At 48.6% G+C, this 14,959-nt stretch carries 9 protein-coding genes; 2 read left to right on the top strand and 7 right to left on the bottom strand.

Annotated features, from left to right (window positions below; all coding sequences use genetic code 11):
• Position 1: 1 nt before the first annotated feature.
• The 4 genes from hutU to hutI all read right to left on the bottom strand — a co-directional run bounded on the left by hutU (position 2) and on the right by hutI (position 4,792).
• On the bottom strand, positions 2–1,687 hold the full coding sequence (gene hutU, locus AL515_RS08870) for a urocanate hydratase (RefSeq protein WP_061067559.1): 1,686 nt from the start codon (positions 1,685–1,687) through the stop codon (positions 2–4).
• A 136-nt stretch (positions 1,688–1,823) separates the two neighbouring features.
• Positions 1,824–2,543 carry a histidine utilization repressor gene (locus AL515_RS08865; RefSeq protein WP_061067558.1) on the bottom strand — a complete coding sequence of 240 codons (720 nt, stop codon included), beginning with the start codon at positions 2,541–2,543 and terminating at the stop codon, positions 1,824–1,826.
• 87 nt (positions 2,544–2,630) lie between these two features.
• Positions 2,631–3,572 (bottom strand): formimidoylglutamase, encoded by a 942-nt coding sequence (hutG, locus tag AL515_RS08860; RefSeq protein WP_048212224.1) that lies wholly within the window; start codon positions 3,570–3,572, stop codon positions 2,631–2,633.
• Positions 3,569–4,792, bottom strand: a complete 1,224-nt coding sequence (hutI, locus tag AL515_RS08855; RefSeq protein ID WP_061067557.1) for an imidazolonepropionase — start codon at positions 4,790–4,792, stop codon at positions 3,569–3,571. Before hutI ends, hutG begins: the two co-directional genes overlap by 4 nt.
• 224 nt (positions 4,793–5,016) lie before the next feature.
• On the opposite strand from hutI, the gene AL515_RS08850 reads away from it, so the two are divergent.
• Positions 5,017–6,300 (top strand): putative acyl-CoA thioester hydrolase, encoded by a 1,284-nt coding sequence (locus AL515_RS08850; RefSeq protein ID WP_061068809.1) that lies wholly within the window; start codon positions 5,017–5,019, stop codon positions 6,298–6,300.
• A 47-nt stretch (positions 6,301–6,347) separates the two neighbouring features.
• On the opposite strand, the gene AL515_RS08845 is transcribed toward AL515_RS08850, so the two are convergent.
• Together AL515_RS08845 and pgl are read right to left on the bottom strand one after the other, a co-directional pair.
• The gene (locus AL515_RS08845) at positions 6,348–11,558 is read right to left on the bottom strand and encodes a hypothetical protein (RefSeq protein ID WP_061067556.1); all 5,211 of its coding nucleotides are present in this window, start codon (positions 11,556–11,558) and stop codon (positions 6,348–6,350) included.
• Between the two features lie 362 nt (positions 11,559–11,920).
• On the bottom strand, positions 11,921–12,916 hold the full coding sequence (gene pgl / locus AL515_RS08840; protein ID WP_061067555.1) for a 6-phosphogluconolactonase: 996 nt from the start codon (positions 12,914–12,916) through the stop codon (positions 11,921–11,923).
• 164 nt (positions 12,917–13,080) lie between these two features.
• Here pgl and AL515_RS08835 point away from each other — a divergent pair, with 164 nt between their 5' ends.
• Positions 13,081–13,899 carry a pyridoxal phosphatase gene (locus AL515_RS08835; protein WP_061067554.1) on the top strand — a complete coding sequence of 273 codons (819 nt, stop codon included), beginning with the start codon at positions 13,081–13,083 and terminating at the stop codon, positions 13,897–13,899.
• Here AL515_RS08835 and modC read toward each other — a convergent pair whose 3' ends face one another.
• On the bottom strand, positions 13,900–14,958 hold the full coding sequence (gene modC / locus AL515_RS08830) for a molybdenum ABC transporter ATP-binding protein ModC (RefSeq protein WP_040232493.1): 1,059 nt from the start codon (positions 14,956–14,958) through the stop codon (positions 13,900–13,902). It lies immediately after the preceding gene.
• Position 14,959 lies beyond the last annotated feature (1 nt).

Here is a 14,959-nt window from a genome sequence, read left to right as displayed (position 1 = left end):
ATCAGCGTTTCTCCTGCGTCGCAGCAATCATCGGCAAATTCAGCCCTTCTTCGACGGCGCATTCCACCGCAATGTCATATCCGGCGTCGGCGTGACGCATCACCCCGGTCGCCGGATCGTTGTGTAAGACCCGGGCGATACGCGCAGCGGCTTCATCGGTGCCATCGCAAACAATCACCATCCCGGCATGCTGGGAGAAGCCCATTCCTACCCCGCCACCGTGGTGCAGTGACACCCAGGTCGCGCCGCTGGCGGTATTAAGCAGCGCATTCAGCAGCGGCCAGTCGGATACGGCGTCAGAACCGTCGCGCATGGCCTCGGTTTCGCGGTTCGGGCTGGCAACGGAGCCAGAGTCCAGATGGTCACGGCCAATAACAATCGGCGCGGATACTTCACCGCTGCGCACCATTTCATTAAACGCCAGCCCCAGTTTTTGCCGCCATTCCAGACCGACCCAGCAGATACGCGCCGGTAAACCCTGGAAATTAATCCGCTCACGCGCCATATCCAGCCAGTGGTGCAGATGCTTATCATCAGCCACGATCTCTTTCACTTTGGCATCGGTTTTATAAATATCCTGCGGATCGCCGGAAAGCGCCACCCAACGGAACGGGCCTATGCCGCGACAGAACAACGGTCGAATGTAAGCAGGTACGAAGCCGGGGAAATCAAAAGCGTTTTCCACGCCCATCTCTTTGGCCATCTGGCGAATGTTATTGCCGTAATCAAACGTCGGCACGCCCATTTTGCTAAACGCCAGCATCGCCTCAACGTGCGTTGCCATGGAGCGTTTCGCCGCCTGCACCGTGCCCTGCGGATCGGACACCGCTTTTGCCTGATACTCATCCCAGCTCCAGCCGGACGGCAGATAACCGTGCAGCGGATCGTGGGCGCTGGTCTGGTCGGTGACCATATCCGGGCGCACACCGCGCTTCACCAGTTCCGGCACAACGTCGGCGGCGTTAGCACACAGCGCAATGGAGACCGCTTTACCCTCGCGGGTGTATTTGTCGATACGCGCCAGCGCATCGTCAAGCGATGTCGCCTGCTCGTCGACGTAACGGGTACGCAGACGGAAATCGATTCGGCTTTGCTGGCATTCAATGTTCAGCGAACACGCCCCCGCAAGCGTAGCGGCTAACGGTTGCGCACCACCCATGCCGCCCAGCCCGGCGGTCAGAACCCAGCGTCCGCTCAGGTTACCCTGATAATGCTGACGCCCGGCCTCAACGAAGGTTTCATAAGTGCCCTGTACGATGCCCTGGCTGCCGATGTAGATCCAGCTCCCGGCGGTCATCTGGCCGTACATCGCCAGCCCTTTGGCATCCAGTTCATTAAAGTGTTCCCAGGTAGCCCAATGTGGCACCAGGTTGGAGTTGGCAATCAGCACGCGCGGTGCGTTGTCGTGAGTTTTAAATACGCCTACCGGTTTGCCGGACTGGACCAGCAGGGTTTCATCAGATTCAAGTTCGGTCAGTGCCTTGACGATGGCGTCATAGCACTCCCAGTCCCGCGCGGCGCGGCCAATCCCGCCGTACACCACCAGCTCATGCGGATTTTCCGCCACATCGGGATCCAGATTATTCATTAACATGCGCAGCGGCGCTTCGGTCAGCCAGCTTTTGGCCGTTAAGGTGGTGCCGCGTGGGGCACGAATATCCTGCTGACGATATTTGCTATGGGACATGACAGAAAACTCCTCGCGAACGTCGGATAGATAAGTAACATATACTTGTCTATACAAGTCACCGCAAGGATGATTTTAACAATTAAGATACATTTTTATTATATTGCGTCAGCAATCACGGTTTTCATGTCCTGTATCAGGACATAAACCGCCCTTGCAGGCGATAGCGGGAACCCGGGAACAGCAAACGGGCATGAGAGACAATAGAAGACGCAGACCAGGTCTTGCGGCGGATCAGCAGGCAGGGATCGTGTTCTTTGATATTCAGCAGCGCGCACTCTTCAGCGCTGGCACGTACCGCTTCAACAATATGCTCACCTTCCGTTAAAGGGGCTATCAGCGACAGGTAAGCGTGTGGCGTAGTCTGGCTGTAATCCTGCGCCAGATACTCCGGCACAATTTCGGCATTCACGCAGCGATCTTCAATCTGTACCGGCAGATCGTTCTCGTAGTGCACCATGACAGAGTGAAAAATAGAGGTGCCTTCTTTGACGTTTAATACCAAAGCCTGCTGCGCGTTTGCCCGGGTTCTTTCCAGCGTCAGCACTTCGCACCGGTGCAGATGCTGACGGGCGTTGATTTCATCCGCGATGCTGCGAATTTCAAACAGCGCAGACTGACCTTTTGGCTCGGCGACAAACGTCCCCACGCCCTGCAAACGCACCAGTAAACCTTCATCCGTTAACTCACGCAGCGCCCGGTTGATGGTCATGCGGCTGAAACCATACTGCGCCACCAGCTCTGCCTCAGACGGAATGCGATCGTGAGGTTGCCAGATACCGCTGGCAATTTTTTCGCTGATCTCCTGTTTGACCTTTTCGTAAAAAGGAGCCGGAGCAGAACGGGATGGGAGCATGCGTGAGCCTTCCTTAAGCTGAAAATGTGAGTGGGTACAGTTTACAGGCATTACCCGAACCTGATAAGCGCTACGCCATCAGGTATGTCAGTGCCACCAGTGGGCGATTTGCCAGCCTAATCGCGCCGCAACCCGCGCAGCCCTGCCATCATCATCAAAACGCGGGTTAAACTCAACCATATCTACCGCCTGGAGTTTACCGCTGCGACAAAGAGGTTCAATCAGCCCCAACAACGTCGCCAGCGGGACACCCAACGCGGCAGGCGCGGATACGGCGGGCATTTCCCACACCGGCAGCACGTCGAGGTCGATTGTCAGATAGATGACATCCATGTTTGCAACAAATTGCGCCAGCTGCGCCTGCGCCGTATCACAATGCAGATCCTCCACTACGGTCACACCGAGCCGCTGGGCCTCATCCCACAGCGCCTGGGTATTCGCTGCCCGACTGACGCCAACGCAGGCGTAATGAAATTCACGCTGCTGTTGCTCACAGAGGTGCGCCAGTTGACGAAACGGCGTACCGGAAGTGGGTTGTTCGGCGTAGCGTAGGTCCAGGTGCGCATCGAGGTTAACAATCCCCACTTTTGCCTGCGGGAAGGCATCCAACACCCCTGCACCATGCGCAAATGCCGTTTCATGTCCCCCGCCCAACACGAAGGTGCGCATCTCCGCCTGCAGGCAACGCTGCACCGCTGTACGCAGCGCCTGCTGAGCACCTTCAAGGTCGGGAGCCTGGGCCACAATGTTTCCCAAATCGACCAACCGTTGATGACCCGCGTGACTGGCTAAATTGGCCAGTGCTTTACGCAGCGCGTCCGGCGCTCCGGCAGCTCCCGTGCGCCCCTGATTACGTTTAACACCTTCGTCGCAGGCAAACCCGAGCAACGCTATCTGCTCGCGATACATTTCTGGGCTAAACGTCGGGCTCTGGGTGATAGTCTGAAACAGGCGCAGCGCATTCGGCGATTCGGCCCGGTCATCACGTCCCTGCCACAGCGCAGGAGAAGCGGGTTGCCAGTTGGTCATAATGGTTGCCCTTTAAATACACGTTGATAGATTGGGTTGCGACCAGGTTCATAGAGAATTTCGACCGGGAGTTCGGCATCCCACACCACAAAGTCGGCCACAAACCCCGCTTTCAGTTGACCGTGAGTGGCATGACGCCCCAGCGCGCGGGCAGCATGACGGGTTACCCCCGCCCATGCCTCTTCCGGCGTTAAGCCAAACTGTACACAGGCCATATTCATCGCCCAGTGCAGGCTAATAAACGGGCTGGTGCCGGGGTTGTAGTCGGTCGCCACCGCCATCGGAACCTGATACTGACGTAATAACTCGACTGGCGGATGCTGTTTCTCTTTGAGGAAATAAAAAGCGCCGGGCAATAGCACACCGACCGTACCGCTTTGGCTCATCGCCGCCACGCCCGCTTCATCCAGATATTCAATGTGATCGGCGGATAAGCCGTGATAGCGGCTTACCAACTGCGCCCCGCCCAGTAATGACAGTTGTTCGACATGACCTTTAACCGGGATACCCAACGCCTGCGCGGCCTGAAAGACGCGTTCGCTCTGCGCCAGCGTAAAGCCCACGGTTTCACAGAACAGGTCAACGGTTTCAAATAAACCCTGTTCCCACAACTGCGGCAAAATAGTCTCGCAAACCAGCGTAATGTAGCTATCGGGATCATCGCGATACTGCGCCGGTGTGGCATGTGCAGCTAACAGCGTTGGGCTTATTTCGACGGTATTTTCTGCCGCCAGCGCAGCCACGACGCGTAAAATTTTCTCTTCTGTCGGCAAATCCAGACCGTAGCCGGATTTTATTTCCAGCAGCGTAACACCTTCTTTGATCAGCTGTTCCATCCGCTGATGGGCTACCTGTAAGAGTTGTTCATCGGAGGCGCTGCGCGTCGCCGACACGGTGGCATTAATCCCCCCACCCTGAGCGCTTATCTGCTGGTAGGAGACACCATTTAGCCGCTGCTCCCATTCACCTGCGCGGTTTCCGCCAAAGACAAGATGCGTATGGCAATCAATCAGGCCAGGCGTAATCAGCCTGCCCTGCATATCAAAAGTATTGTCATGTGTGAGATATAACGATGATTCCGGGACGATATCGCGAATCTTGCCCTGGCGGACGATCAGCGCATGACCATCCACCAGCCCATACGGGGTATCACGTTCAGGATCCATGGTCGCCAGGCGGACATTACGCCAGATAGCATCATCAGGGAAAAATTGCTGCATTCGACTCACCACTTGTCATAGGTTGTATAGACATTTATTTTGCATCCTGTGGATGTTGTCAACCTGAAGGACCAAAATTGTTATCTAATTGTGATATAAGGACTCTCTACACCCGAGATTGCTGCTATAAAAAACAACTTTTTACCTTTTCGCCTTCCCGTTTCGCTCAACTTAGTATAAAAAAGCAGGCTTCAATGGATAACTTTCAAAGCCCGGAGCAACCTGTGAACATTTCATCAGTTTCCCGTCTGGCGCTGGCTATGGCTTTTGGCGTGACGCTGACCGCCTGTAGCTCTACACCGCCCGATCAAATTCCTTCCGATCAGACCGCGCCAGGAACGTCTATGCGCCCGATTCTGTCGGCCAATGAAGCGAAAAATTTCGTCGCTGCGCACTATTTTTCCGCACTGACGCCAAACACTGCGCCGTGGAGCCCCTCTTCTATTACTTTGCCCGCGCAGCCTGACTTCGTCGTTGGCCCGGCAGGCACCCAGGGCGTGACGCATACCAGCATTCAGGCCGCGGTTGATGCGGCAATCATTAAACGTACCAACAAACGTCAGTACATCGCGATTATGCCAGGTGAGTATCAGGGCACGGTCTACATCCCGGCAGCAACGGGAAGCCTGACGCTGTACGGTATGGGCGAAAAACCGCTGGATGTGAAAATTGGCCAGGCTATTGATGGCGAAATGAGCACCGCGGACTGGCGTCGTACGGTGAACCCAGGCGGTAAATATATGCCGGGTAAACCTGCGTGGTATATGTATGATAATTGCCAGAACAAGCGCGGCACCAACATCGGCGTGATGTGTTCTGCTGTCGTCTGGTCGCAGAATAACGGCCTGCAATTGCAGAACCTGACCATCGAAAATAACCTCGGTGACAGCGTTGATGCGGGTAATCACCCGGCCGTTGCGCTGCGTACCGATGGCGATAAAGTGCAGATCGACAAGGTTAACATTCTGGGACGTCAGAACACCTTCTTCGTGACCAACAGCGGCGTACAAAACCGTCTGGAAAGCGATCGTCAACCGCGTACGCTGGTAACCAACAGCTACATTGAAGGCGATGTGGATATTGTTTCTGGTCGCGGCGCGGTGGTATTCGATAACACCGATTTCCGCGTAGTAAACTCCCGCACCCAGCAGGAAGCGTACGTGTTTGCACCGGCTACCCTGTCCAACATCTACTACGGTTTCCTCGCCACTAATAGCCGCTTTACTGCAGCAGGCGATGGCGTAGCGCAGTTGGGTCGCTCGCTGGATGTCGATTCGAACACTAACGGTCAGGTGGTTATCCGCGACAGCGTGATTAACGAAGGCTTCAACATGGCGAAACCCTGGGCTGACAGCGTTATCGCAAAACGTCCGTTTGCCGGGAACACCGGTGCGGAAGATGACAAAGGTGAAATTCAGCGCAACCTGAACGACACCAACTTCAACCGCATGTGGGAATACAACAACCGCGGTATCGGTAGCAAAGTGGTCGCAGAACCGAAGCAGTAACAGCGAAAAGGGATGGCTTACCGCCATCCCTGAACATGCCTATCTACTTATTGCACCAACACTGCCCGGTTGCTGTAAAGGCGGTTGAGTTCTTTTCTGCTGAGTCCGCGTTCTGAAGTCTTGCTTTGAGGTAAATCATCTGCGGGCTGTACAGCGACAGTTTCTTTTGTTTTTGTTCTGGATTCTTTATATTCTTTCACAAGACTGAACAGTTTTTCAGAATGCGTTTTAAGGTCTCCATTCTGCATCTGTTTAATTTCAACTTCATCATGAGCATTAAAAAATGCCGTAACAAACCTATCGAAATTGTCTTCCAGATGTACTTTTGTCATGGCATTGAGATCGTCACCCTTCATTGCAGCATCATCATTCATTGCAATTCGATTTAACATCGCCGCCGCAGAATGAAAAAGACAGTTACCATCACCGTTTACCTGAACAGGTTTCATTGATGATGGGCTAAAGCCATCATAATGTCCGTTTTTTAAAAATACGTAAATATCCTTGTTAGTTTCCAACTCTGACCCAATATTTAATCCTCTACTTACAAATCCCGAGTTAAAGTTAACACGACCAAGAAGTCCATTACCATGTCCATCGTTCAAAACATGGAGACGAATGCCTTGACTTGCCAAATATGAATAAAGAGCTAAAACAGCTATTTCGCCATCAATTTGTGAATGGAATTTCTTGAAATCAATCGCATCGAGAATTTTCGTCTTTAAATCTGACATTTCACTTGTAATATCTACAACATCTTTAACTTGCTGAGGTTGGTTAACAGTATCTGCTGAGGTCAAAGTTCTATTTTGAGATTCAATATTTACAGTATCTCGATCACTTACTACTACACGTTCATTTTTTTGAGTCGCCGCCTCCTGAGCCACATCAGTGATACTATTTTCATTATTACCTTTATCTGAAGACATTAATGCGATATCAGGCTTAATATTTTTTTCTACTTTAGAAGCAGTTTGCAATTTATTAGCAGAACTTTCCGTTGATGGCAGTGTTGCGGACAACTCCCTTAATATAGCATCCAGATCAGGTGCCTCTTGCTTTTTCGGTACATTTGGATTAGGGGTATCATCCAAATCCAACATTAGATTGAGTAAATCGGCATCTTGCGCTACACCAGTGGATATAGAATCTGAAGCCATAACCTGAGGAATATACTCCCCATTTTCAATTCGTCCTTCGCTATGGCTGTAAACTTTCGAAACAATCGCATTATCGCCATTAATAACAGCCGTTTGCAAAAAACCATCCTTAGTCATGCGAAAGGCGGTCCCTTCAGGTATGCGCAAAATAACTTTATTCAAATGCCCCAGGTTTATTATTTTTTCTTTTAAGGCATCCAGACTTTGCTTCTTGTTTAAGTACTCCTTATACTCAGAACTGTTTTCATCAATTGGCCTTCTGACATCTACTTGATTTACAATAGTTGCTAGATCTCGAGAAAAAAGCATACCCTCTGCTTTATCTTTGATGAATTCTGAAGAAATAGAACCTTGTTCTATTTCTCGTTTTTTACCGCCTTTCACATGTAACTCATGACTAATAACATTAAAAATATCAATTTCTTTTCTATGTATTTCATTTACTCCATTTTTTCTAGTGACCAGTTGAGCCGAACCATCACTATGCATGATGATGTTGATAGCTTTGGGATTAACATTAAAGTTTTTAACATCCAGGATATTAATATCCTGGCCAAAAGCACCTTTCACATAGAATTTAAGAGCCTGTATAGTCACTTCATCTTTTATATCTGGAGTGATGATAGCTCTCGTAGCATGATCAATCATTTTTTCAACAAACAATATGTTATTGGATTTATATTGATCATCCTTGTTTTTTTCTGAAGGTACAACTCGCCAGGTAGACATATCAATCACAGGCTGAATATCTCCATTCAGGTCATACTGAATAATGACATCCTTACCTTCTTTTTTATAAGCAAGGCTTAGTCCCAGTCCCGTATCGTTGGCTGTAATATCATACAACCCTTTATTTGCGCCCGCATCAATATAAATTTTTTTAATTTTCTCCCAATGTTTTTCGTACGCCTTACCGTTATTTCTGTGTCTATAAGATTCCCGAAGTAACGCCACATCTTTGTGATCCAACCGGGCGTAAGAAGGGCCGCTTTCATCCTGATTAGCGATTGCACTGGTACGCAAAAAAGCGGCTTCTGGGGCCGTATTTGCACTCATTAATTTCTTTAACTGCTCTACCAATTCATTAAATTGCGTTGCTAATGTCTGAGCATGATTCAATAATTGTGATTTATTTCCACTATCACTATTGTTAATTTGTGCTAACCGTTCCTGGGCTTGTACAATCACCCGCTCAGATTCTTTCCCAACATCCTGTGGACGTTGCTCATCCGTTTCGAGGTTATTTACCAGCGTATTTAATTGCCCTACCAATTCATTAAGTTGCGTTGCTAATGTCTGAGCATAATTCAATAATTTTGATTTATTTCCACTATCACTATTGTTAATTTGTGCTAACCGTTCCCGGGCTTGTGCAATCACCCGCTCAGGTTCTGTCCCAACATCCTGTGGACGTTGCTCACCCGTTTCGAGGTTATTTACCACCATGTTTAATTGTTCAGCCAAAGACTGGGTCATCGATAGAGCATTCGGTATATTGTCTTCTTTAAGCCAATTCACCACTGTTTTTATTTGGATTGCCAGTTCCTGTGCAATCTGCATAGCTGAAAGCACATTCTTTTGCCTACTCGGTTGTTCAGCATGACCCCTTACCGCTACAAATTTTTCTTTAATTTCTTCCGGTCGTTTTGGTATTATCATGTTTAACGCATTCTGCGTTACAGGACGTAAATTACTTTCCAGTTTATTTATCCCTACTTTTTCTAAATGCGAAAGATAATAACTGAACTGACTGGTCATTTTTTTAGCTTCATAGGAATAAAGTTTAGCCAGGAATTTATCATTATCCGAAGCGGTTCCAGATTTGATCTTGTCCTGACGAGCCTTGGACATAAGGCTGAATAGCTCAATATAATAGCTAAAGTAAAACATTTTATCTTGTGCGCTGCTACGGGCTATCATCTGACCGATACTTTCGCGATATTGTTTTACCATAGTATCTCTTATTTTTTTACCTTGATACACAGATAAATTATCGAAATAGCTGCGAATAGTACTAACATTATTAACGTTTTCATTTATGCCAATAAATCGGATAGTAGCTTCACTTCCTCTATTGCAATGACTAACGGCAATCTCTAAACTCTCTCTTTTCCTGGATAACTCTTTTAATTTATGCCGAATATCCTTTATCTCTTTACGCATTGATGACTTCCCGGCAGCCTCAAGCTTTATTTTATTAGACAGTAAGCCATTAATTTCCTGTTTTACTTGCTCGAGGTCTTTTGCGTATGAATGCGTTTTTTCCACTTCTAAAATCAATGGGTTATGGCTTAATAAATCAGCATAGTGATTTATAATTTCATTTTCATTTCCTGGACCAACCTTAAAAAGGCAATTGGTTATCATATCTTCGCATTTGGCTACATCTGTTTTATTCTCTCTAATAATGCGCAGCAGTGAAGATAATTCCTCACCTGCCTTGTGTCCAAGAGGGTCATTAGTGGTAAATATTTTATTTTTCTGATTTTCCATTGAAAGTATATTTTTGCGATCTTTTGCTATTTCTTCAATAATGGGGAGATATTTACGTAACATCGTTGGCGAGAAACGCCTGAGGCTCACACCATCCTTTACGCACTGAATAATAACCGTTATTTCAGCCTGCTCAGATGTGGATAGCGCTTGCAAAGCATGCTTTGCATGCCGCCCATACAAATTTCTAAGTTTACGTAAAGATCCTCTTGTTTTGTCCTCCGAGCGAATTTTTACGAACGTCAACTCAGGGTGCAATAAAGGTATGAGATGCCTTTTGGCAACACCACCTTCTATGTAACGACCCTCATTATTTGTCCATCCAGAGTTTAAAAAATACATCCTGGCTTCATCATTCATATTCCCTTTGCGATCAATATGGACCATATTGTTGACATCTTTATCTGCCAGTATATGAACGATACTATCTCGTAGCGTTCTTACGGCATCCAAGCCGTATTGTCTTTCCGTTTCAGAATAAATAGTAATAATGTCCTCCCGTACACTGCGAAAAGCGGCTTGAGCGGCATCATTTTTACTCTGGGCTTTATCTGCGTCTTTTCTTGCCTTTATTGCATAGGCCTTTTCTTTGTCAGTAGCATCACTCTTTTTAGCCGCACCTTCAGCCTTGACTGCCATTTTTTCGGCCTTCTGAAGGTTATGGGCAGCATGATCAGCACTTTCCTTTCTTTTGTTTAACCTATTTTCAATGTCATTTAAAGAAAGTGAATTCATATTTCTACTGTCAAATCTATTGTATTTATCAATATTCGTAGGGAAATCACGATCGGTATTCAGCGTTCGCCGACCAATAATATCATTGAGTGGTATTATCGTTTCCTGTTTTACCTCCGCTAGATTTCCACGCCCCCCCTGACTCTCATCGATAAATAAAATAATCTCACCACCCTTAGCCATTGTTCCCTCATACTTATTGGCATTAGTGGATTTTTCAGGGGTAGTAGCCAGAATATGGTTCCATGGAATAAATTTCTTCTCACCTTTTGGAGAAGAGGGGAATGTAATTCCGTTAACATCTACTGTATAAGTGTCTTTTTTATACTTTGCTTCTGAAAGAATAGTGATAATCTCTTTTTTCGTCAATGTTCTGGCTATAACGTCTTCCTTGCCTCGTTTAGCTATGCAAAACTCAACCTGACCAATTGAATCAAAAGAGGGCTTAACTATTACATTTTGGCCATTAACAGACATTTGTACCTCGCATCCAGCGTATAACGGAAGAATGCGATTACCACGAGTGTTTATAACTCCATTATTATTTTTAATTTCATTAATAAATTCTTTGTTAGTTTTATTTTCTAATTTTGCATGTTCAATTTTTCCTTTGTTACTTTGATGACGTTGAACCTGAATCGATTTATGATGATGTTTGTGATGGACATTCGCTTTATCTAATTCATGGGAGTTATTAATTTTGCAGATCCCATCAGATACATTTATCTTTTTATCTGACTGTTTTACTGACTGGAGATTATCAGCAAGATGCCTCCTTCTCTCCACTGGCGGTCTTTTTTTTACAATGTTTTTATCTGCTAATTTATCACAAATAGATCTACTTGCAGCACTGAAACTTAAATCAGACATATATATACCCCATATAGGAAAGAAAATATTTTTCACATTGAGAGAATTAATAATTAACACCGCTAATATTATAAAAACAAATAATAATTACATTCGCGAAATTAATGTAAAAATAACTCTGCGGGGTTATTAATACTATAAAAGCACATTAAAAGATTATAAAAAATGCTCCAATTTTTGGTAGAAAAGCATTTTTTTCGAAAGCAGGCGCTGGTATTCAGCGCTGAAGAAAAAGAGGTACAGGCCGTCAGCAGAAACGCGAGTACAACTGACTATAGAAGGGGATCAAACAGACAGAAACAGCAAAAGCATTCGCAATCAATCTTACAGATAGCGACGCCCGCTAACGGGCGTCGCTATTGTTAGTACGCGTTAATCACCACCCACATCGGACCTTGCCCTACCGCGTAGCGACCTTTCTCCGTCAACAGGCCTTGTTCGCCTGAAATCTCATACACCGCGATATGGTGCGATTTTTGCCCGGCGGCGATCAGGTATTTCCCACTGTGGTCGATATTAAAACCGCGCGGCTGGATTTCGGTCGGCTGGAAGCCTTCTTTCGTCAGCACACTCCCATCTTCTGAGACGCTAAACACCGTAATCAGGCTGGCGGTACGGTCACAGGCATACAGATGACGACCATCTGGCGTAATATGGATATCTGCCGCCCAGCGGGTATCAGAGAAATCAGCAGGCATCATATCCAGCGTCTGTACGCACTCAATCTTGCCGTACGGATCTTTCAGTTCCCAGACGTCAACGGAGCTGTTCAACTCATTCACGCAGTAGGCATATTGCTGATTCGGATGGAATGCCATATGGCGCGGGCCTGCGCCTTCAACGGTAGTCACTTCCGCCGGCTCCTGCGCGACCAGATGACCATCATCGCTGACGGTGAACAGGCAGATACGATCCTGTTTCAACGCCGGAACCCATAGGGTACGGTTATCCGGTGAGATGTTGGCCGAGTGGCAGCCGTCCAGACCTTCAACCACGTCTACCAGCTCTACCGGCAGACCATCATCCAGACGGGTAACGCTCACGCTGCCCGCGTTATAAGAGCCAACAAACACAAAACGCCCCTGATGATCGGTAGAAATATGCGTCGGGCTCCCCGGCAGCGCAGACTCTGCCGCGAAGGTCAGCGCACCGTCATCAGGCGCAATACGGTAAGCCAGCACGCGAAACTCCGGGCGCACGCCAACATAGAGGTAGCGCTTATCCGGGCTGACGACCATCGGCTGTACCTGACCCGGCACATCAACCACCTGCGTCAGCGTCAGAGACCCCTCGTGATTCAGGCTCCAGACGTGAATTTGCTGACTTTCAGGGCTGGCGGTATAAACGGTTTGCTTCATGAAAACTCCTTTGCTTTTGGCAGGTGGCTGCAATTGCCTGACACACGCCTAAGGTAGACGCTTTTAACGGTGAATGCTTAATTAAGGCTCAGAATTTTGTCCGGCTCCCGTCTCGGTGTACCATTCCAGCAGACAAAATTCTCAACCTTAATCTGGAAAAACCTATGACCGCACGCGTGATTGCCCTGGATTTAGACGGTACCCTGTTGACCCCGAAAAAAACCTTGCTGCCCTCCTCTCTCGAAGCGCTCTCGCGCGCCAGAGAAGCAGGCTACCAACTTATCATTGTCACGGGTCGCCATCACGTTGCTATTCATCCTTTTTATCAGGCACTGGCGCTGGATACACCTGCAATTTGCTGCAACGGTACCTACTTGTATGATTATCAGGCGAAAAAGGTGCTGGAATCCGATCCCCTCCCGGTTAACCAGGCGTTGCAACTGATCGATATGCTGAATGAACATCAGATCCACGGGCTGATGTATGTGGATGAAGCCATGCTGTATGAGCGCCCAACCGGGCATGTGGTGCGTACCGCTAACTGGGCGCAAACCCTGCCGCCGGAACAGCGCCCGACCTTCACCCAGGTACCTTCACTGGCGCAGGCGGCGCATGACGTCAACGCCGTGTGGAAATTTGCCCTGACTGACGAAGATATTCCAAAGCTGCAGCAGTTTGGTAAACATGTTGAACAGCAACTGGGGCTGGAGTGTGAGTGGTCCTGGCATGATCAGGTTGACGTGGCCCGTAAAGGCAACAGCAAAGGACGACGCCTTGCCCAGTGGATTGAAGCCCAGGGCGGATCAATGGAAAACGTGATCGCCTTTGGTGATAACTTCAACGATATCAGTATGCTGGAAGCCGCAGGTACCGGCGTGGCGATGGGCAATGCCGATGATGCAGTCAAAGCCCGCGCCAACATCGTGATTGGTGACAACACCACCGACAGCATCGCGAAATTTATCTATTCCCACCTGTTGTAATCAGGCAGTAATCGACACGCTCTTAATTTGCGCATACAGCCACAGGCCAGGCTTGATACCCAGTTCATCCCTGGCCCATGGGCTAATTCTCGCCCACAGCGTTTTCCCGCCGACCTCAAGCTGTACTTCCACCTGACCGTTATCGTCATAGCACTGCGCGACTTTCGCCCGCAGCACGTTACGAATACTGGTTTGCTGCGGCGGTTGGAGCACCAGTGAAACATCTGATGCCTGAATACGAATACGCAGCGCGGTTTGCAGTGGTTGATCCAGCTTATTGACCCACAGATGCTGATCGCCGAGCGCCAGCGCGGTCATCGCATAGTGTGGATGATGTTCCAGTACGCTGACTTTCAGAATGCTGCTTTGCTGTTCCTTCGGCAGCCAGGGGTGCATCACGCTGCTGCCCCAGACGTCCTCCAGCGAACCAAACGCTTTCACCTGCCCGTTTTCCAGCACCATCACTTTGTCCGCCAGGTGCAAAATTTCATCGAGCGAGTGACTGACATACAGCATCGGAATATTAATTTCACGCGCCAGGCGTTGCAGGTAAGGCAGCAGTTCGCGCTTACGCGGAATGTCCAGCGAGGCGAGCGGCTCATCAAGCAACAACAACTCCGGCGCGGTAAGCAGCGCCCGACCGATGGCGACACGCTGCTTTTCACCACCAGAAAGGCCGCCGGGTAGACGGTCGAGCAAAGGCTCAATACCCAACAGCGCCACCAGCTTATCAAACTGTCCGGCCATGCTTTTCGCCATACCGTAACGCAGATTGCCGCGTACTTTATAATGCGGGAACAGACGCGCATCCTGAAAAACATAGCCCACCCGGCGTTTTTCAGGCGTAAGGCAGATACCGTTTTCAACGTCATTCAGTACCCGACCGTTGAGCACAATACGCCCGGATTGTGGTTGGGTCAGACCACTGATAGCATTAATCAGCGACGTTTTGCCCGCGCCAGAGACACCAAAAATAGCGGTAATACCGCTGGCTGGCAGCGTTTCGTTGAGCGTCAGGCAATGCGTTCCCAGCGTCTGAGAGAAATTAAGTTCCAGCATG

This window comes from Citrobacter sp. FDAARGOS_156, assembly GCF_001559235.2.
GTDB classification, from domain to species: Bacteria; Pseudomonadota; Gammaproteobacteria; order Enterobacterales; family Enterobacteriaceae; genus Citrobacter; species Citrobacter youngae.
The sequence above is the reverse complement of the archived record's forward strand: the minus strand, read 5'-3'. Positions and strand labels throughout refer to the sequence as shown.